We start from the raw sequence: 18671 nt of genomic DNA, 5'->3' as shown, positions 1-18671 counted from the left end.
CAGGATGAAAGGCTGGGGGCCTGCCGCCACTACCCCTCCCCTGCCTGGCTATCTCAGGCCGACAGCGCCTGCGGGACGGCCAGGGAGGGCGTCGCTTCCAGCAGGGCGCGCGTATAGGCGTGCTGCGGCCGGTCGAAGATCTCGGCGACACTGCCCTGCTCGACAATCCGGCCGTCCTTCATCACCACGATGCGGTCGGCGACCTGCGAGACCGCCGCCATGTCGTGCGAGATAAAGAGACAGGCAAAGCCGTGCCTGTCCTGCAGGCGGCGAAATAATTCGAGCACCTGTTTCTGGATGGTCATGTCGAGCGCCGACACCGGCTCGTCTGCAACCACGAAAGCGGGGTTGCGCACCACGGCCCTGGCAATGGCGACGCGCTGGCGCTGGCCGCCCGACAGGGCATGCGGAAAGCGCTCCGCAAAACCGGCGAGCCCCACCTCGGCCAGGATGGCTTCCACGCGCTCGCGCCGTTCCGCCCGGCTGAGTCCCGGTCCATGGGCCAGGGGTTCGGCGATGATGTCGCCGATGCGCTGGCGCGGATCGAGCGAGGAATAGGGGTCCTGGAAGACGAGCTGGCAGTTGAGACGAAAATCGCGCTGGCGTGCCCGCTCCGCCCCCGCCATCGGCTCGCCGCGAAAGGCGACCTCGCCGCTCGCCAGAGGCAACAGGCCGATCATCGCCCGCCCCAGCGTTGTCTTGCCGGAACCGGAACCGCCGACCACCGCCACCGCTTCGCCGGGACGCACAGCCAGAGACACGCCATCGACCGCCAGTTTGGGCGGGGTCGACGAGAACATTCCACCAGAGCCCGGGAAGCGCACGCTGACCTCGCGCGCCTCGATCAGGGCCGGCGCATCGGGGACCGGCGCGCGACTGTCCTCGCGCCTGGGCAAGGCATCGAGCAGGGCCCGCGTATAGGCCTGACGCGGCCGGGTCAGCACCTCGGCCACGCCGCCCCGTTCGACCAGCCGCCCGCGCTGCAGCACCACGACCTTATGGGCATATTGCGCCACCAGGCCGAGATTGTGGGTGATGAGCAGCACCGCCGTACCCTCGGTCCGCGTGAGTTCCACCATTAGCCGGAGCACCTCGCGCTGCGACAGCGTGTCGAGCGCCGTGGTCGGTTCGTCGGCAATCAGCAATTTCGGCTTCAGCAACATCACCGAGGCCAGCATGATGCGCTGGCGCATGCCGCCGGAGAACTGGTGCGGATAGGCGCTCAGGCAGCCTTTGGGATCCTTGATCTGCACCCGCGCCAGCATTGCGCAGGCCAGGCGATCGGCCTCGGCCGCAGTGACCTTGCGATGCAGCATCAACCCTTCGGCGAGCTGGGCGCCGATGGTCATGGCCGGATTGAGCGAGACCATCGGCTCCTGGAAGATCATGCCGATCGAGCCCCCGCGCAGCCGGCGCATCGCCTCCGTGCTCAGGCCGTCGACGTCGCGGCCCTCGAACAGCACCTCGCCGGCGATGCGGCGCACCTGCGGCGGCACCAGCCGCAAGGCGGAGCGCGCCGCCATGGTCTTGCCGCTGCCGGATTCGCCGACCAGCGCCACGATTTCCCCGGCCCCGACATCGAAGCTGACATCATCGAGGATGCGCAGGCCGCCGGGCCCCTCCATGGTGAGGCCGCGCACGCTGAGCAGCGGGTTTGCGATCGTCTCGTTCATCGCTGTCCCTCCATGCGCGGATCGAAGCGGTCGCGGATGGCATCGCCCATCAGGTTGATGCCGAGCAGCGTGACGGCGAGGCAGAGACCGGGGGCGATGCCGAGCCAGGCCGCCCGCTCGATATAGGGCCGGGCCGCCGCCAGCATGTTGCCCCAGCTCGCCATCTCCGGCGGCGCCCCGAGGCCGAGGAAGCTGAGCGAGCTTTCCGACAGGATCACCCAGCCCAGCATGGAGGTCGCCAGCACGATGATCGGCGCCAGGCAGTTGGGCAGCACATGCTTGACCATCGTTTTCCATTCGGAATTGCCGATGACGCGCGAAGCCTCGATATATTCGCGCTCGCGCACCGACATCACCGTGCCGCGCACCACTCGCAGCACGGAGGGGGTATAGGCGAGACCCAGGGCCAGCACGATCGCACCGACGCTGTGGTCGCGCCCGACGATGACGATGACGCCGAGCGCCAGCAGCAGGCCGGGAAAGGCCAGCAGGGCATCGCTGACCACCATCAGGACGCGATCGGCCGTTCCCTTGAGATAGCCGGCGAGAAGACCAAGCGCGGTGCCGAGCACCACGGCAAAGCCGACCGACAGGCAGGCGATGCCCAGGCTGATCGATGCCCCGGCCATCACGCCGGAGAGCACGTCATGGCCATATTTGTCGGTGCCGAGCCAATGAGCAGCCGAAGGCGGCTTGAGCAGCGCGGTGAAATGCACCTTCATCGGCGGATAGGGCGTCCAGACCAGCGACAGCAGCGCCATCGCCACCACGATGCCGACGAAGACGCTGCCTAGCGCAGCATTGAAGCGGAAGCGGGGGATGCGAAGCATGCTCATGTCGCCGAGACCCTCGGATCGAACAGCGGGTAGCACAGGTCCACCACCAGGTTGACCAGCACATAGATCAGCGCCGTCATCAGCAGGCAGCCCTGGATGACGGGGTAGTCGCGCGAGAAGATCGAATCCACCATCAGCCGGCCGAGGCCCGGCAAGGTGAACACCGTCTCGAGCACGGCGATGCCGCCGAGCAGGTTGCCGAGGGTGAGGCCGATCACGGTCCAGGTCGGCGCAAAGGCATTGGGCAGTACGTGGCGCAGCAGCACCCGGCTTTCCTTCAAGCCCTTCGCCCGGGCATGCATGACATATTCGAGCCTGAGCACCTCGATGGCGCTGGCGCGCGACATCCGGGTCAGCACACCGGTCTCGATCAAAGCGAGCGTGGCGATCGGCAGGATCACATAGAGCAGGGCCTGGCCGGCATCCTGCGAGAAGGGCACATAGCCCACCACCGGCAGCCAGTGCAGCTTCGAGCCAAAGACGAGCAGGAAGATCATGCCAAGCCAGAAGCTCGGGATCGACAAGAGCAGCGTAGCGCTGGAGACGATGGCGAGATCGGCAGCCCGGTTCTGCTTCCAGGCTGCCAGCAACCCGCCCGGCACCGCCAGCAGGGCAGCCAGGAACACGGCAGCGAGCACGATGATGGCCGAGACCTTGAAGCGATCCACGATCAGGGGCAGCACCGCTTGGCCATTGGTGATGGACTGGCCGAGATCGCCCTGCAGCATGTGCTGGAGCCAGTACCAGAACTGCACCACGATGGGCTTGTCGAGCCCCATGGCGATGCGCAGTGCCAGGAGCTGGGCCTCGCTGGCATTGTCGCCGAGGGCGACCTGGGCCGGATCGCCCGGGATCAGGCGGACGAGCACGAAAACCATGACGGCAACGAGCAGGAGCGTCGGTATCGCCCACAGGATCCGGCGCGCCACATAAAGAGCCAGTGCTTTCATTGCTGAGCTACCTCGCCGAGCTGGACTATCCGGGCGCGCGCTATTTCAGCATCACGCCCCAGCCTCGCGGCTGGCTGAGCGACCAGACCTCGAAGCCCTCGACATTGGCGCGCGTCGCCCCCTTCGCCGCGGGGTTGTAGAGCGCGATCATCGGCACGTCGGTGCGGAACATCGTCTCCATCTGGTCGATCAGCGCCTGCCTCTGGGCCTTGTCGGCGACCTGCGTGCTCTGCTTGAGCAGTGCGAGCGCGGCGGGATTGTCCCAGACCTTGCGAGGGGCCTTGGCCTTGTCGCCGCTGACCATGTCGAAGGACAGGGACGGGTCGAGCCGGGCCGAATAGGAGAAGGCCGCCGCCTGATAGTCCCCTTTGGTGTAGTGGTCGAGCAGGGTCGCCCAATCGAGCACTTCGAGCTCGATCTTGATGCCGGCCTCCTCTGCCATCGCCTGCACCAGCACGGCCATGTCATAGAGATATTGATAGTGCTTGGAGGTCAGCATCCGGATCGGCTGGCCTTTGTAGCCGGCCTCTGCCAGCAGCTTCCTGGCGGTATCGAGATCGCGCTCCGGCATCTTCGCCTCGGGTTCGCCGTAATAGGCCGAGCTGACGGGGATGAGCGAGCGGTTCGGCTTGCCCTCGCCTTCGGTGACTGCCTGGACGAGCTGCGGCACGTCAAGCGAGAGGGCGAGCGCCTGCCGGATGCGCGGATCCGATAGCAGCGGATCCTTGACCTGGAACAGGATGGCATTGAGCTCCATGGTCGGCTTGCTCTGCACCTTCACATCCGCATTCGCGCGCAGTTCGGCCATGTCGGAGACGGCGATATCGGGAATGACGTCGATGCCGCCCGAGAGCAGGGCCGCCTTGGCCGCCGAGGGATCGGGAATGATCATGAAGCGCACGCCAGCGACCTTGGGCATCTTGTTGCCGGCATAGCCATCGGGCTTGCCGGGCAAGGCTGCATAGGCCTCGTTGCGGGATAGGTCGATATATTGTCCGGGCACCCAGGCTTCGAACTTGAACGGGCCGGTGCCGACAGGCTTGGCCCATTTGCCGTCGGCGCCGATCGAGCTACGCGCATAGATGCCGGTGCCGCCGCAATCGACCCGCGCTAGCGTGGTCAGGAACAGAGCCGAGGGTTCGGCCAAGGTGAAGCGCACCGTGAGCGGGTCGACGGCCTCGACGCCGGTGACCTTCATGCGCCCGCTACCGTCGAATTCCGGCAGGCAGCGCCAATTGTTCTGCGGCGCCATGTAGCGCTGCCAGTCGAACACCACATCCGCGGCGGTCAGCGGCGTGCCGTCGTGGAAGGTGACGCCCTTGCGCAGCTTGAAGGTGTAGCTGCGGCCATCCGCCGAGGTATCGATGCTCTCCGCCAGCATGGGACCGACGGAGGCGTCCTCGCGAAAGGCGACCAGCCCCTCGAGCACGTTCATCACCACGGCGTCGGAATTGGCGTCTCGATTGATGCCGGGATCGGTCGAACGGATATCGGCATTGAGCTGGATGCGCAGCACATCCTGCGACTGGGCTAGGGCGGGCCCCCCAGCCAGCAATCCCAAGGCGACCGCGCTACCGGCGAGGATCCCAAGATTCGTCATGTCAGTCCCCTATGCAGACTTGAGGTCGGGCTGGTGGTGGAGCCGGGCGGTCTGCGCCGCCTCGGCCCATCAGGCGGCCTGCCGGGACAGGACGCCGCTGCTTGGCACATGGATGTCCATGTCGAGGCGGTAGGTTTCGAAACTGCGGTTGAGAGCCGGCAGCATCGCCACCTCCATCACGCCGAGCGCGGGCTCCATCGCGATCATGGCGACAGTCGCCGAGAGGTTGGTGGAGCCTTCGCGATGCGGCGGGCGGCAGACAGCCCAGGGCGTCTCGAAATCGTCGAAGAGCGCCGCCTTGACATGGTCCATGGTGACGGCGCCGAGATGGGGCTCGATCAGCGCCCTCACCCTCAGGTCGCGATAGAGCGAATCCGGCGTGTCGGCGATGCCGCGATCCATCAGCTTGGACAGGGCGACCGGGCTCTGGAAATGGTTGGCGTGCACGATCAGCCCGGCCTGCGGCAGCACCTGGAAGGTCTCGTCGGGGGCGCATTCGAAATCGATGGCGATGCCGTTGGCCTGGGCCACGATCATGTTGTTGGCGGCCGATTTCGGTGTGGCATAGACGGCATGCATGGCGAGGGCCAGCCGCTTCTGCTCCAGGACCTTGCGCCGGATCAGGGCCAGCGGGACGCCAAGGCGGCGATAATCGCGATCCGTTTCCAGATAATTGGCGGTGATGGAGATGCCGGCTGAATTGAAGCCGCTGCGCGCAAGCCCGCCCGCCTCGGTGAAGGTAAGAATGTCGGGACCGTCCTCGCTGCGGATCTTCAGGACGATAGCGGTCTCGGCGCATTCGGCCTTCCAGTCCCAGTTCTGGGCATGGAGCAGGCGGCCCGAGGCGGTCGCCTGCGGCAGGACGACGGCGCCGGTGCAGCCGTCTGCTTCGAGCGGCGCGACAATGCCGTTCTCGCGCATTTCGGCAAGCTTGAGAATTTCGGTGCGGGCATTCAGCAGCACGATGGCCGCGTAGGGCAGCCCTGCCCCCTCGGCGATGCCGCGCATTTCATCGATATAGGCCGGGGCGAAATCGCGGATGGTCGGCTCGAAGCGCGAGACCAGCCCCTCCACCTCGTGCCAGGGCAGCCTGGCCGCCTCCAACTGGGCCGAATAATGCTCGATGCCGTGCCGGATGCGTGCGGCGGCCTGCTCGCCATATTGCCGGCCTCGCTCCCGCGGAGCACCGGCAACCTCGATCAGGGGAAGCGGCAGCACCCGCGGCTGATAGGACGCCGTGCCATCACCGTTTCGCGAACTCATTTTCCACCGTCTCCCACTTTGCATGTGCCTGTGATGAAGGCCGAGCCTTCATTGTCGCAGCGGGACCTGATACATCAGAACTGAACAGGTCCACGCATCATGAATTGTATTTTGTGATTACATGAAACAATCTGAGTTGGATGTCAAGGAACCGTCGACCCGTCTGCGGCAAGATCTGCTCGACCGCATCGTGCGCCTGATCCACGACGAGGCGATGCAGCCGGGGGCGCGGCTGAACGAGAACCGCCTCGCCCAGGAGCTCGGTGTCTCCCGCACGCCGATCCGGGCCGCCCTCGACCAGCTCGCCGCAGGAGGCTTCGTGGGTCGCCGGCCCAACCGGGGCGTCGAGCTCATCGCCCTGCCGCCGCAGCCGGCACCTCCCCCCTCGCGCAGTACCGACCTCGACGATGAATTGCTGGTGCGCATCGCCCACGACCATGAACGCCAGAGCCTGCCGGTCGACATTTCGGAAGCCGAGCTGATGAAACGCTACGGCGTCAGCCGCCAGCGCGTGCGGGACGCCCTCGCCCGGCTCGAGGAACTCGACATCGTCGAGCGCAAAGCCGGCTATGGCTGGCATTTCGCCGATCTTCTACGGGATGACGGCGCCAATCAGGAAAGCTATCGTTTCCGCATGCTGGTGGAGCCGGCCGCCATCCTCGAGCCCGGCTTCAAGCTGAGACCTGGATGGGCCGAAGACATGCGCGAACGCCATGCCGCCGCCCTCGCCGCTGCCCGGGCGGGCCAGTGGAGCGCTTCGGCCAGCATCGCCTTTTTCGAAACCAACGCGGCCTTCCACGAAGGCATCGGCGCCGCATCCGGCAACCGCTACCTCGCTCATGCGGTCCGGCGCCAGTCGCGGCTGCGGCGCCTGTCGAACTATGACTGGACCTATGGCCGGGATCGCGTAGAAATTTCATGCCGCGAGCATATGGAGATACTCGACCGGCTGGAGGCCGCCGATTTCGAGGTCGCCGCCGCGCTGCTGCGCCGCCATCTCCTCAATGCCAGCCTGGTCTAGAAACATCCCGGGCACTTTGTGTCTTTCGTGATGATCAAAGTCACAAAATGCCCGTGGTCGCCCTGCGTTCCCCGACCGTGCTATGAGAAACGGTCCAGCCAATCCAGAGTGAAGCATGCCCAATCCCGTCCGCATCATCGAACATCTGACGATCGCCATGCCCGACGGTGTCAAGCTGGCGGCGCGCCTGTGGCTGCCGGAAGGAGCGGAGACGAAGCCTGTTCCCGCCATCCTGGAATATATCCCCTATCGCAAGCGGGACGGCACGCGTTCGCGCGACGAAGCGATGCATGGCTGGTTCGCAGCGCATGGCTACGCGGCCATCCGGGTCGACATGCGTGGTTCGGGCGACAGCGAGGGCCTGCTCGACGACGAATATCTGCCGCTGGAGCAGGAGGATGCCTGCGCTGTCATCGCCTGGATCGCACAGCAATCCTGGTGCGACGGCAAGGTCGGCATGATCGGCAAGAGCTGGGGCGGCTTCAACGCCCTGCAGGTGGCTGCCCGCCGGCCACCGGCCCTGAAGGCGGTGATCAGCGTATGCTCCACCGATGACCGCTATGCCGACGACGTGCATTTCATGGGCGGCGCCCTGCTGGCGGACAATCTTTGGTGGGGCTCGGCGATGATGGCCTGGCAGGCCCTGCCGCCCACGCCTTCGCTCCATGGCGAGGGCTGGCGCGAGGCCTGGGAGCAGCGCCTCGACCACCTGCCCTTCTTTCCGGCGATCTGGGCCAGCCAGCAGCACCGCAACGCCTATTGGCGCCAGGGCTCGGTGTGCGAGGACTGGTCCGCCATCGCGGTGCCGGTCTTCGCGGTTGGCGGCTGGGCGGACGCCTATTCCAATGCGATACCCCGCCTCATCGAACATCTTCCCGGCCCGCGCCTCGGCCTGATCGGCCCCTGGGCCCATCACTATCCGCATCAGGGCATGCCCGGTCCTGCCATCGGCTTCCTGGAGGAGGCCCTGCGCTGGTGGGATCACTGGCTCAAGGGGCAGCACAACGGCATCATGTCCGAGCCGATGCTGCGGGCCTATATGCAGGAGCGCGGCACGTCGGACGAAGGCCGCAACGGCCGCTGGATCGGCGAGGCCTCCTGGCCCTCGCGCCTGATCACCCGGCGTCCGATGTTCCTGTCGCCCGGCCAGCTCTGGTGGCGGCCGGCCCCCGCCGCGGAGCTTACTATCCGTTCGCCGCTGTGGTGCGGTGCCGGCGGCGGCGAATGGATGAGCTCGGGCCTGCCGGGCGAGGCGCCCGCCGACCAGCGCCTCGACGACGGCCTGTCCCTCGTCTTCGACTCCAAGGAGCTCGCCGACCGCACCGAAATCCTCGGCGCGCCCGAACTCGTGCTGGAAATCGCCTCCGACCAGCCGACGGCGCAGATCCATGTGCGGCTTTGCGATGTCGCGCCGGACGGCTCGTCCGAGCGCGTCTCCTACGCCATCCTCAACCTCAGCCACCGGGACGGCCACGCCGAGCCCAAGCCCCTTACCCCGGGTGTCTTCGAGACCGTCCGGATCAGGCTCAACGATTGCGCCCATGCCTTTGTTGCCGGCAACCGCGTTCGCCTGTCGATCGCGACCTCGGCCTGGCCCATGGCCTGGCCGGCGCGCGACCAGGCGACGCTGACGGTCCGCACCGGGGAAGCCGCCCTGATCCTGCCGGTGCGCCGTCCGCGGCGCGAGGATGCCGCCCTCGCCTTCCCGCCCGTCAGCATGGCAGAAACCGGCCCGGTGCATGCGAGCGGCACGCCCCAGGCCGAGCGCAAGTTCAGCCTCGACCTCATCGAAGGCACCGCCCATCTGGTGGTCGACGGCGACGCCTTCGGCTCGGCGCCGATGCGGTTCGAGGAGATCGCTACCGATTTCGCCCACAAGCTGCGCCGGGAATTCTCCATCCGCGACGGCGAGCCACACAGCGCCTGCCAGACGGTGACGCATCACTGCACGCTTACCTGCGACGGCATCGAGTTCCGCATCGAGGCCGAGGCTCGCATGATCGCCGATGACGAGAATTTCGAGATCAGCGCCCGGGTCCGCGCCCTGCGGGACTGGGTCGAGATCGCTGACCGCGGCTTCCACGAGGTGATCCCGCGCCGGCTGGTGTGAGGAGGCGGGCGTGGCGGTGCCTTCCAATTTCGCCAGGCTGACGGATCTGTCATCCCCGGCGAGGCCGAAGGCCGAGGGAAGGGGATCCAGGAGCCATAGATCGCGTTCAGAGCCCCTGGATCCCCTTCCCCTCGCTACGCTCGGCCGGGGATGACAGACCCTTGATCGCTCGCTTCACGCTGCCTGTTTCAGCAGGAAGGCATCGTGCCGGACGAGAAAGTCGCGCAGCCGATCGGGATAGTCGGGTTCGACCGCCGCGCGCACGCTGGGGCGGACCGAGAGCGCCTGGCGCCAGGCCTGGACTCGCGGCAGCGCCGCGAAAACGGCGGTATCGGCAAGCGTGTCGAACAGGTCGAAATAGCGGAAGATCGGCGCAAAGACGGCGTCGACCAGGCTGAAGGCGTCGCCGGCGAAATAGGGGCCGTTGCCGAGCACATCCTCCACGCGGGCGAACTTGTCTGCGATCCTGGCACGTGCGCGCTCGTAGCCCACCGCGTCGGTGGCCGTCTCCAGGCCCCAGAGATCGGCGAGGATGGAGGAGCCGAATTCCATCCATCCCCGATGCCGGGCGCGCTCCAGCGGATCGTCGGGATGCAGCTTCGGCCCCTCCACGGTCTCCTCGACGAATTCGCAGATGACGCTGCTCTCGAACAGTACGGCCTGAGGCGCCCCCGCCGGCTCCACCAGCAGCAACGGCACCTTGCCGAGCGGCGACAGGGCCATGAACCAGTCCGGCTTGGCGGCAAGATCGATGAAGCGCCGTTCGAACGGCGCTCCCTTCTCCATCAGCGCGATCACTGCGCGCTGCACATAGGGGCAGAGATGATGGCTGACGAGCGTCAGCCTGGCGGGACGGAACTCGCTGCTCATGCCGCCACCCTCATGCCTTCTGCCTGCATGGCGGCCTGCACGGCCGGACGCGCGCCGACACGCGCCATGAAGGCACGGATCACCGGGAAGGGTGCAAGGTCCACCTTGGTGTAGGGCGACCAGCCGACGATGGTGAAGAGATAGGCGTCCGCAGCGGTGAAGGTCTCGCCCAGGAGAAATGGACTGCGCTCAGCCAGATGGCGCTCGACGGTGGCGAGGCGCTCGGCGATCTTGGTGCGGGCGACGTCCTGGGCCTGCGTGCCATATTCGGGATGGAACAGCCACGGGCTGTACATCTTGTGGAGTTCCGAGGCGATGAAGTTCAGCCAGGACTGCAGCCGGATACGCTCGACCGTGCCGGCGGCCGGGGCCAGACCGCTTTCGGGCTTGAGATCGGCGAGATACTGGCTGATCGCCGCGCCTTCGGTCAGGACCGAGCCATCATCGAGTTCGAGCGCGGGCACATAATGGTTGGGATTGACGCTGGTGTAATCCACCCCCCGTTCGGTGACATGCGGCGTCTTGCGCAGGTCGACGCGTTCGAGCTCGAGCCCGATGCCGGCCTCCTTCGCCACGATATGGGGAGAGAGCGAGCAGGTACCGGTGGCGTAATAGAGTTTCATGTTCCATTTCCCTTCAGTTTGACGCGACCGCCCCGCCGGTATCCGGCAGGTCTGCGGTTTGTTCGACGCAAAGGTTAGGGCAATGCACGTACGCATGGCCAATTGGGATTGCACCAGTGGCGCTTGCGTGACTGCAAGCCGTCGCAATGCTATGAAGAAGCCATGGACGACTGGAACGAATTGCGTCTGGTGCTGGCAATCCAGCGCGCGGGCAGCCTCACGGCAGCGGCGAAGGCCCTGACGATCGATCACTCGACAGCCTTCCGGCGCCTCAACGCCCTGGAAGCACGTCTGGATCTGCGCCTGTTCGAGCGACTGCCCGGTGGCCTCTACCAGGCGACGGCCGCCGGCGAGCGCATGGCCGTCGCGGCCGAACGCATGGAGGATGAGGCGCTGGCCCTCGACCGCGACATCACCGGCCGCGACCATCGCCTCTCGGGCCGGCTGCGCGTCACGTCCTCCGAAACGCTTGCCTATAGCCGCCTGACACAGCACCTCGCCGCCTTCCGCCAGGCCCATCCGGGCATCGTGGTCGAGCTTGCCATCGACAACCGTGTGCTCAGCCTGTCGCGCCGCGAGGCGGACATCGCCTTCCGGCCGGTGCGACCGAGGGAAGGCGATCTATGGGGCAGGAAGCTCGCCGGCATGGCCTGGACCTTCTATGGTTCGCCCGCCATCGTTGCGACGAATGGCGGCCCGGCCATTGCCGCGGCCGATCTCGCCGGCCGGACCTTTGTCGGCTGGCAGGAAGGGACGGCAGGAATCCGTGCGGCCGATTGGCTGGCGCAACACCTGCCAACCGACGCCATTGCCTATCGCTCGAACAGCCTGGTCAACCAGGCCGTCGCTGCCAAGGCCGGGCTCGGTCTTGCTTTGCTGCCCTGCTATCTCGGTGACGGCGACCCCGACCTTGTCCGTGCCCTTGCCGAACCAATGCCCGAACTGACGGGCGAATTGTGGATCGTCACCCATGGCGACCTCAAGAACACCGCCCGTATCCGTGCCTTCTTCGATCTGGTCGGCAACGGCCTCGCCGCGGAGAAGCGATTGTTCGAGGGGCATGGCGTCCCGGACGGGCAGGTACCGGTCAGGTCATGAAAAGATGAAAGCGCGTGCGCAAACCTGTGCTGACCGAACCCGAAACGCAGCTCGTCCGATCTTGGGCCTCAAATGTCTTGCGCTAAAACGCGATCGGCATGGTCCTGTACCAGACAATGATATATATTGGTATCGATTTGGAGATATGGACATGGCCCGCAATACCTCTGTCTCCCTAGGAGATCACTTCGCGGCCTTTATCGACGAACAGGTCGGCACTGGGCGTTACGGGTCGGCGAGTGATGTCGTACGGGCAGGCCTTCGCCTGCTGGAAGAGCAGGAAGTGCGATTTCAGGCACTGCGCGATGCCCTGATCGCCGGCGAGGAGTCCGGGTCTCCCAAACCATTCGACGGTGAAGCCTTCCTCAAAAGGTTGCATGACAAGCATACCGGACAGAAGCAGCCGCTATCGTCTCACGCCACTCGCCGAAAGCGATCTTGAGGAAATCTGGCTCTATACACTGCGAACATGGTCCCGCGAGCAAGCCGACAGCTATTTCCGTACACTCTTGGCAACCTTCGAAGGGCTCGCGGTCGGGACGAAAACCGGCCGCCCGGTCGAGATCCGGGAAGGCTATCTCAAATATAATGTCGGCTCACACATCGTATTCTATCGCCGCGCGGGGCAAACCACCGACATTATCCGCATATTGCACCAGCGCATGGATATCGGCCGGCATCTCTAGAAGAATTCCGACATTCAACCCAGATCACTCATCCCATTCCGCTGCAAACGCAGGCGAAAGCAGGCACCAGGACCCTCGTCGACATAGTCGATGCTGGCACCGCTATTGGCAAGCAGGGAGCGGGCGATCGGCAGGCCGAGGCCGGTGCCGCCATTGGCGCGCTTGGTGGTGAAGAAGGGCTCGAACAGGCGGCTTCGGTCGTGAGGCGGAATGCCCGGCCCGTCATCGGCGACCTGAAGGTCGAGATGGTCGTCGCCGACCGCCGCCGAAATCGTCACCCTGGATGCCCCGGCCTGGCGGCTGTTTTCCACCAGGGTCGTCAAGACCGCCTCCAGGACGTCCGCCGGAATGCGCACGGTGGGCAAGCCGGCATCGATGATGACCTCGACCTTGAATCGGTCGTCGGAACCGGCATCGGCGATGCGCCGCACGGGATCGGCCAGGGGCGTAGACACGGCCTCGCTCTCATCCGCCATGTCGGCACGGGCGAGCTCGAGCAACCGTGCCACCAGGCGCGACAAGCGCTCGGCGTCGTCCTCTGCATTGGCGATGAAGCGCCGGCGCTCCTCGGCGCTCATGGTGTCGCCATGTTCGTCGAGCAGCTCGAGCACCCCGCGTATGCCGGTCAGCGGCGTCTTGAACTCGTGACTCATCGCGGCGGCGAAATCGCGCAGATAGCGCGAGCGCAGGTCGATGGCCACGGCCATGCGCCGGAAATTGTCGAAGAGCGCCCGGATCTCGATGGTAGCGGTTGCCGGCGTCGGGGGGACCTCGCTGCCGCCACGGCCGAGGTGGCGGCCGACCTCCGCACTCGCCAGCGTCAATTGTTCGATCGGCTTGGCGATGGCCCTGGACAGCAGGCCGGCCAGGCCGATGATCACGGCGAGGATGATGCCGAAACCAAGCGCAATCTTGCCGAGATCGTCATAAATCCCGCGGAACAGGGCGCGAGGCGAGCGGGACAGCAGGAGGACGCCGACAGTGCGCTCCCCCAGCTTGATCGGCCGGGCATAATGCACGCGGATGGCCGAGGCACGGCTGAAGACCTCGAAGGCATAGCGCGGCACATAATCTCCGCGCCGCCGCAGGACCGATTGCGAGCGCCCCGCGATGGCCGACTGGACTTCCGGCAGGAAGGCATAGCTCTGGCCCTGAAGTGGCCCGTCGGAGAGCACCGTTCCCCTGGCGTCGAGGATCAGCGCACTCGCAAGCGTGGTGCGTCGGCTCTGCTCGATCAGCGGCGTGATTGCGTTGGCGGCGAGCAGCGCTTCCGCATCCGGCGCCTGCGACGCAGCGATGGGCTGGGGGCGCTGGGACAGGATCGGCATCGTGTTGAGATCGATCGTCAGCTGCTCCGGCGTGAAATAGGGCTCGGCTGACGGATCGTCCCGCCGATAGGAGTCGTTCGGATCGTTCTCCGTCGGGGGCGGTACCGGCAGCGGCTTTGGGCCGGGCCAGGCGAGATCGAAGGCCGCATCGTAGACCGCAGCCTGGGCGATCAGCTCCGCCTCGGTCTGGCGCACCAGGACGTTTTCGTAGACCCTGAGGAAGATGGCACCGATGCCCGGCATCAGGGCGGTGAACAGCAGCACCCCGATCAGGATCGAGCGCAGGCGCAGCGCCGGCCAGCGCGCCTTGATGGCGTCCTTCAGCCGGCTGAGCAGGATCACGCCGCCTTACCCGCGCAGGCGCCGATGCGATAGCCGATGCCCGCCCGGGTCTCGATCACATCCTCGGCACCCACGACCGAGAATTTCTGGCGGATATGCCGGATATGGCTGTCGATGGTACGGTCGGTGATGGCAAAGCCCGGCCCGTGCAGGCGATCGATGATCTCATCGCGGGAGAAGACCTTCGACGGCGTCGCGGCCAGGATCTGCAGGAGCTGGAACTCCTTGGCCGTGAGACCGACCGGCTCCCCGGCCCATTGCGTCTGCCAGCCCTCGGGGTCGAGGTTGAGCAGGCCGCGCGCCAGCACCGATGCCGGTACGGCCTGGGCCGGCCTGGCGCCCACCCGCTTGAGGATGGCACCGACACGCGCCACCACTTCGCGCGGCGAAAAGGGTTTCACCACATAATCGTCAGCGCCCATTTCCAGGCCGAGCACCCGGTCGATCTCGTCATCCCGGGAAGACAGGAACAGCACCGGCAGTTCGCTCTGCGCCCGCAGCCGGCGGCAGACCTCGAGGCCATCCATGCGCGGCATGTTGATGTCGAGGATGGCAAGGTCCGGTTTGAGGGAGAGAGCCTTGGCCAGGCCCTCCTCGCCGTCACCGGCCTGGTGCGTGGTCATGCCGGCCTTGGCAAGGGCGAAAGCCAGCAATTCGCGGATATGCGGATCGTCATCGACGATGAGAATGGTGCGGGACATGAGCGATGAATGTCATTTCAAGGGGAAGGTGTCAAAGCGGGGTTCGGCGGCGCCGGATCGGGTAAGGGTCCCGCCTGCTGCAGCCGCCAGGCGCCGGCCAGCGTCCACCGGCGCCAGTCCACCTGCTGCGCCTCCAGCCTGGTCTGCACCGCCTGCCTCAGTCCGCGCAGTTCGGCAAGATCGCGGCTCTGCGCCGTGTCGGTTGCCATGCTGGCATCCTTGAGCGCCAGCAGCGTGCCCGTGCCGCCGAGGCTCCCCACATAAAATGTGTCTCGCCGCTCGAAGGTTTGCGGCGATCCCTGCCGTTCGAGATTCCAGCGGGCGATCACCCCCTCGAAATTGACGAAGCAGCAGACGCCGAGCACGCTGGCCAGGCATAAGGCGTTGGCATTGATCAGCCACACGCCATCGCGCCGGCGGGCGATACGCCATGAGATCAGCGCCAATCCCGTCAACACCAGGAAGAGGAAGATCAAGGCCGTGATACGCAGATAGGTCAGCGAATAGGCCTCGATATAGGCGACGATGCGCACCATGGTGGAGGCCACCAGCAGCATGGTCTGGCCGATCCACAGATAGACCAGCAGGCGCACGCTCGCCTTGCCCGCCAATGGCGAGCCCGTACGCAGGCAGACCAGCACGAAGCCCGCCGCCAGGAAGGCCGCAAGAACCAGGGCTTGCGTGCCGCGATGGGCATATTGAGAAAAGGTCACGCCTTCGGGAAGCTTGGCGCCGCTCCACAGAAAGGCGATGTCCGAGGCATTCTGGAGGGCGAACACCAGGTTGAAGGCAGCAAGCGCGATCACCACCGGCGCCATCCCGGGCCAGGAAGGCAGGACCGGCAGCGACGCACGCGTGGAGGCACCGGCAAAGGGGCGCAGGCGCAGCGGCCTGAAGCTCGCCCATAGCGCAACCACGCTCGCCAGGACGAACAGACCATGCCAGAACAGGCCTGTACCTCCGCTCTGCAGGGCGAGCGCATCCCAAAAGGCAGCGAAACCAAGGCCGATCAGGGGATTAGCGTCGGAGAACAAGAGCAGGAAAAGAACCGAGCCGAGGCTGGCCACGAGCAGTCCCCCCGCGATCCCGCCAAGAGCGAAGCCTCCTCGCCACCGCATGATCCGAACCAGCCGGCCTGCATCGAGCAGGGCCGCCATCGGGCTGAGAACCCCATAAAGGGGCAGGCGCACGGCCCAGGCCAGCGCATTGCCGAACTCGCCATGGCGCGGCATCAACAGCGCCAGCGCCAATCCCGTCAGGAAGAGCAGGCCGGCCAGCAGGCTCGGCTCGACGATCAAGGCAAAACCCGCCAGGCTGGCGCCGATCACCGCGAAGCGACTGGCCCGGCTGCGGCGCATCAGGCTGTCGCAGGCCAGCAGCGCTCCAAGCCAGGCAAAAGCCAGGAAGCCGATGATGCTGCCCACCTGCGGCAGGGCTTGCCCGGCCGACAGGACGAAGTCGGCCAGGACGGCCAGCACCGTGATGGCCAGGACCTTGAGAACGAAGCTCGGTCGAAGGGGCGAATGGTTGCGGGCCGGCAGGGTCTGGCCCGGCGAGGCGGATGCGATCGGCATGGGTTCCTCCATGGCCTCCATCCTGCTGCGCCGGTGTTCAGCCGTCATACAGCATTCGTGGCGGCACGGTGGGCTCCTCGTGCAGAAATCGTGCAGGGACCCACTGCGCCCTTCCCGCGCTCACGCGGGCAAATGCTCCATCACGGCCTTGGCCACGGCAGCCAGGGCGGCATTGCGGCGGTCGGCCGCCGCAATCGTGCCGGTCAGATAGGCAGCAATGAGAAGGGGCGGACGACCGGGCGGCCAGGCAATGGCGACATCATTGGTCGAACCGCGCTCGCCGGTTCCTGTCTTGTCACCGAAGGCCCATCCTGCGGGCAACCCGACCCGCAGGCGGGTATCACCGGTTCGGCTGGCCTTCAGCCAGGCCGTGAGCTGGCTGCGCGAGGACGGCGACAGCGCCTCTCCGACCAGCAGGCGCTGGAGGTCCGCCAGCATGGCTGCGGGGCTGGTGGTATCGCGCGGATCACCCGGCAGCGATTCGTTGAGCTCCACCTCCCAGCGGTCGAGACGGCTGACCGGGTCACCGATCGAGCGCAGATAACGGGTCAATCCGGCCGGTCCATCGACGGCTTCCAGCAGGAGATTGCCGGCCAGGTTGTCGCTCACGGTGATCGCAGCCTCGCAGAGCTCCGCCAGGGTCAGATGGCCGCCGGCATGCCTGGCCGTTATCGGCGAATTGGGCAGCAGCCTCGCGGCCCCGATCGGGACCGGACGGGACAGTTGTTCATGCCCCTGGTCGACCCGAGCGAGCACCGCAGCGGCAACCAACAGCTTGAAGGTGCTGCAGAGCGGGAAGAGCTCGTCCGGTCGATAAGCCAGCCTCATGCGCGATTTGAGATCGAGAGCGGCAACGCCCAGGCGTCCGCCCACCTCGCCTTCGATCCGCCTGATTGCCGCTGCGAAATCCGTCGAGGCTCGCGATTCGGCCACTGGAAACGCGACGCCGAATGGTAGCAAGAACAGGGCTGCACTTGCTCCAACCATGAAATTCCGTCTGGTCATACCAACTCCTTACACCGTTCGATGTCAGGATGGCTGCGGTCTGAGCGGAGGGCAAACGATGATAAATCGCCTCAGACCTGAGAAAAATTTGGGGATCCATGATCCGTTCGCATCTGCCTCTCAATGCCCTGCGCGCCTTCGAGGCGGCGGCGCGTCATCTCAGCTTCACCGGCGCCGGGCTCGAATTGAGGGTGACCCAGACTGCCGTGAGCCACCAGGTGAAGAACCTGGAGGAGATCCTGGGCGTGCGCCTGTTCCGCCGCCTGCCGCGCGGCCTCGCCCTCACCGAGGAAGGCCAGGCGCTCGTCCCTGTCCTCAACGAAGCTTTCGGGCGCATCGGCGCCACGCTCGACCGCTTCGAGAAAGGCCATTTCCGCGACGTGGTGACGGTCGGCGTGGTCGGTACTTTCGCCGCCGGCTGGCTGCTGCCGCGCCTGCGGTCCTTTGGCGAGGCGCATCCTTTCATCGACCTGCGCATTCTGACCAACAACAACCGCATCAATCTGGCCGGCGACGGCCTCGACTATGCCATCCGCTTCGGTGACGGCTTGTGGCATGGCACCGAGGCGATGCTTCTGATGCCTGCCCCGCTCTCGCCCGTCTGTGCGCCGGCCGCGGCCGAACGGTTGCGCCGGCCGGCGGATCTCGCAGGTGAAGTGCTTCTGCGATCCTATCGCGAGGATGAATGGCAATTGTGGTTCGCCGCAGCAGGATCCAGCGGCCCCGCCACCCATGCCGTCGTCTTCGATTCCTCGGTCACCATGGCCGAGGCCATCGCCCAAGGCATCGGCGTCGGCCTGTTGCCGACGGCGATGTTCTCGAGCGCCTTGGCCAGCGGCCGGCTGATGCGCCCCTTCGAGACCGAGGTTCACGCCGGTTCATACTGGCTGACTCATCTCAAATCACGCCAGCCTTCGCCCGCGATGCTGGCGTTCCGAGCCTGGCTCCTGGCAGGCTGCCAGACGCAAACGACCTTGCCCGCGTGACCTCG

General features: G+C 66.1%; 17 protein-coding genes. 6 read left to right on the top strand and 11 right to left on the bottom strand.

The genetic code is table 11. From position 1 onward, the window contains the following. Positions 1-53: 53 nt before the first annotated feature. The 5 genes from ABXS05_RS19465 to ABXS05_RS19445 all read right to left on the bottom strand — a co-directional run bounded on the left by ABXS05_RS19465 (position 54) and on the right by ABXS05_RS19445 (position 6322). On the bottom strand, positions 54-1673 hold the full coding sequence (locus ABXS05_RS19465; RefSeq protein ID WP_367625070.1) for an ABC transporter ATP-binding protein: 1620 nt from the start codon (positions 1671-1673) through the stop codon (positions 54-56). Continuing rightward, positions 1670-2509 (bottom strand): ABC transporter permease, encoded by an 840-nt coding sequence (locus tag ABXS05_RS19460; protein ID WP_437178678.1) that lies wholly within the window; start codon positions 2507-2509, stop codon positions 1670-1672. Before ABXS05_RS19460 ends, ABXS05_RS19465 begins: the two co-directional genes overlap by 4 nt. Continuing rightward, complete coding sequence (locus ABXS05_RS19455; RefSeq protein WP_367625124.1) at positions 2506-3450, bottom strand: ABC transporter permease; 945 nt, start codon at positions 3448-3450, stop codon at positions 2506-2508. Before ABXS05_RS19455 ends, ABXS05_RS19460 begins: the two co-directional genes overlap by 4 nt. A gap of 49 nt (positions 3451-3499) precedes the next feature. Further along, positions 3500-5059: an ABC transporter substrate-binding protein gene (locus tag ABXS05_RS19450; protein WP_367625069.1), complete on the bottom strand. Its 1560-nt coding sequence runs from the start codon at positions 5057-5059 to the stop codon at positions 3500-3502. 69 nt (positions 5060-5128) lie between these two features. Further along, positions 5129-6322, bottom strand: a complete 1194-nt coding sequence (locus ABXS05_RS19445; RefSeq protein ID WP_367625068.1) for a C45 family autoproteolytic acyltransferase/hydrolase — start codon at positions 6320-6322, stop codon at positions 5129-5131. Positions 6323-6443: 121 nt separating this feature from the next. Here ABXS05_RS19445 and ABXS05_RS19440 point away from each other — a divergent pair, with 121 nt between their 5' ends. Together ABXS05_RS19440 and ABXS05_RS19435 are read left to right on the top strand one after the other, a co-directional pair. Beyond that, entirely contained in the window at positions 6444-7343 is a 900-nt protein-coding gene (locus ABXS05_RS19440) for a GntR family transcriptional regulator (RefSeq protein WP_367625067.1), read from the top strand. Positions 7344-7458: 115 nt separating this feature from the next. Further along, positions 7459-9453 (top strand): CocE/NonD family hydrolase, encoded by a 1995-nt coding sequence (locus tag ABXS05_RS19435; protein ID WP_367625066.1) that lies wholly within the window; start codon positions 7459-7461, stop codon positions 9451-9453. A gap of 174 nt (positions 9454-9627) precedes the next feature. Here the strand turns inward: ABXS05_RS19435 and ABXS05_RS19430 are convergent, their stop codons facing one another. Next, positions 9628-10323 carry a glutathione S-transferase family protein gene (locus tag ABXS05_RS19430; protein WP_367625065.1) on the bottom strand — a complete coding sequence of 232 codons (696 nt, stop codon included), beginning with the start codon at positions 10321-10323 and terminating at the stop codon, positions 9628-9630. After that, positions 10320-10946: a glutathione transferase GstA gene (gene gstA, locus ABXS05_RS19425; protein WP_367625064.1), complete on the bottom strand. Its 627-nt coding sequence runs from the start codon at positions 10944-10946 to the stop codon at positions 10320-10322. Before gstA ends, ABXS05_RS19430 begins: the two co-directional genes overlap by 4 nt. Positions 10947-11108: 162 nt before the next feature. On the opposite strand from gstA, the gene ABXS05_RS19420 reads away from it, so the two are divergent. The 3 genes from ABXS05_RS19420 (at position 11109) to ABXS05_RS19410 (ending at position 12730) form a co-directional block, all read left to right on the top strand. Then, positions 11109-12044 (top strand): LysR family transcriptional regulator, encoded by a 936-nt coding sequence (locus ABXS05_RS19420; RefSeq protein WP_367625063.1) that lies wholly within the window; start codon positions 11109-11111, stop codon positions 12042-12044. A gap of 151 nt (positions 12045-12195) precedes the next feature. Then, positions 12196-12486, top strand: a complete 291-nt coding sequence (locus tag ABXS05_RS19415) for a type II toxin-antitoxin system ParD family antitoxin (protein ID WP_367625062.1) — start codon at positions 12196-12198, stop codon at positions 12484-12486. Beyond that, positions 12422-12730, top strand: coding sequence for a type II toxin-antitoxin system RelE/ParE family toxin (locus ABXS05_RS19410; protein ID WP_367625061.1), 309 nt, complete (start codon positions 12422-12424; stop codon positions 12728-12730). The genes ABXS05_RS19415 and ABXS05_RS19410 overlap by 65 nt, the downstream gene beginning before the upstream one ends. Before the next feature lie 14 nt (positions 12731-12744). On the opposite strand, the gene ABXS05_RS19405 is transcribed toward ABXS05_RS19410, so the two are convergent. The 4 genes from ABXS05_RS19405 to bla all read right to left on the bottom strand — a co-directional run bounded on the left by ABXS05_RS19405 (position 12745) and on the right by bla (position 17680). Next, positions 12745-14400: a sensor histidine kinase gene (locus ABXS05_RS19405; protein WP_311932863.1), complete on the bottom strand. Its 1656-nt coding sequence runs from the start codon at positions 14398-14400 to the stop codon at positions 12745-12747. Then, positions 14397-15101 (bottom strand): response regulator transcription factor, encoded by a 705-nt coding sequence (locus tag ABXS05_RS19400; protein ID WP_311932864.1) that lies wholly within the window; start codon positions 15099-15101, stop codon positions 14397-14399. Before ABXS05_RS19400 ends, ABXS05_RS19405 begins: the two co-directional genes overlap by 4 nt. 17 nt (positions 15102-15118) lie before the next feature. Further along, on the bottom strand, positions 15119-16675 hold the full coding sequence (locus tag ABXS05_RS19395; protein ID WP_367625060.1) for a DUF4153 domain-containing protein: 1557 nt from the start codon (positions 16673-16675) through the stop codon (positions 15119-15121). A gap of 120 nt (positions 16676-16795) precedes the next feature. Next, positions 16796-17680 (bottom strand): class A beta-lactamase, encoded by an 885-nt coding sequence (gene bla / locus ABXS05_RS19390; RefSeq protein ID WP_367625059.1) that lies wholly within the window; start codon positions 17678-17680, stop codon positions 16796-16798. 98 nt (positions 17681-17778) lie between these two features. On the opposite strand from bla, the gene ABXS05_RS19385 reads away from it, so the two are divergent. After that, on the top strand, positions 17779-18666 hold the full coding sequence (locus ABXS05_RS19385; protein ID WP_367625058.1) for a LysR family transcriptional regulator: 888 nt from the start codon (positions 17779-17781) through the stop codon (positions 18664-18666). Positions 18667-18671: the final 5 nt, after the last annotated feature.

This window comes from Labrys neptuniae, from assembly GCF_040797145.1.
GTDB classification, from domain to species: domain Bacteria; phylum Pseudomonadota; class Alphaproteobacteria; order Rhizobiales; family Labraceae; genus Labrys; species Labrys neptuniae.
The sequence above is the reverse complement of the archived record's forward strand: the minus strand, read 5'-3'. Positions and strand labels throughout refer to the sequence as shown.

Coding starts and splice junctions, on each gene's coding strand:
- ABXS05_RS19395 (WP_367625060.1), bottom strand. CDS start 16,675: ATGCCGATCGCATCCGCCTCGCCGGGCCAGACCCTGCCGGCCCGCAAC.
- ABXS05_RS19400 (WP_311932864.1), bottom strand. CDS start 15,101: ATGTCCCGCACCATTCTCATCGTCGATGACGATCCGCATATCCGCGAA.
- ABXS05_RS19420 (WP_367625063.1), top strand. CDS start 11,109: ATGGACGACTGGAACGAATTGCGTCTGGTGCTGGCAATCCAGCGCGCG.
- ABXS05_RS19410 (WP_367625061.1), top strand. CDS start 12,422: ATGACAAGCATACCGGACAGAAGCAGCCGCTATCGTCTCACGCCACTC.
- ABXS05_RS19465 (WP_367625070.1), bottom strand. CDS start 1,673: ATGAACGAGACGATCGCAAACCCGCTGCTCAGCGTGCGCGGCCTCACC.
- ABXS05_RS19440 (WP_367625067.1), top strand. CDS start 6,444: ATGAAACAATCTGAGTTGGATGTCAAGGAACCGTCGACCCGTCTGCGG.
- ABXS05_RS19415 (WP_367625062.1), top strand. CDS start 12,196: ATGGCCCGCAATACCTCTGTCTCCCTAGGAGATCACTTCGCGGCCTTT.
- gstA (WP_367625064.1), bottom strand. CDS start 10,946: ATGAAACTCTATTACGCCACCGGTACCTGCTCGCTCTCTCCCCATATC.
- bla (WP_367625059.1), bottom strand. CDS start 17,680: ATGACCAGACGGAATTTCATGGTTGGAGCAAGTGCAGCCCTGTTCTTG.
- ABXS05_RS19445 (WP_367625068.1), bottom strand. CDS start 6,322: ATGAGTTCGCGAAACGGTGATGGCACGGCGTCCTATCAGCCGCGGGTG.
- ABXS05_RS19450 (WP_367625069.1), bottom strand. CDS start 5,059: ATGACGAATCTTGGGATCCTCGCCGGTAGCGCGGTCGCCTTGGGATTG.
- ABXS05_RS19460 (WP_437178678.1), bottom strand. CDS start 2,509: ATGAGCATGCTTCGCATCCCCCGCTTCCGCTTCAATGCTGCGCTAGGC.
- ABXS05_RS19430 (WP_367625065.1), bottom strand. CDS start 10,323: ATGAGCAGCGAGTTCCGTCCCGCCAGGCTGACGCTCGTCAGCCATCAT.
- ABXS05_RS19385 (WP_367625058.1), top strand. CDS start 17,779: ATGATCCGTTCGCATCTGCCTCTCAATGCCCTGCGCGCCTTCGAGGCG.
- ABXS05_RS19435 (WP_367625066.1), top strand. CDS start 7,459: ATGCCCAATCCCGTCCGCATCATCGAACATCTGACGATCGCCATGCCC.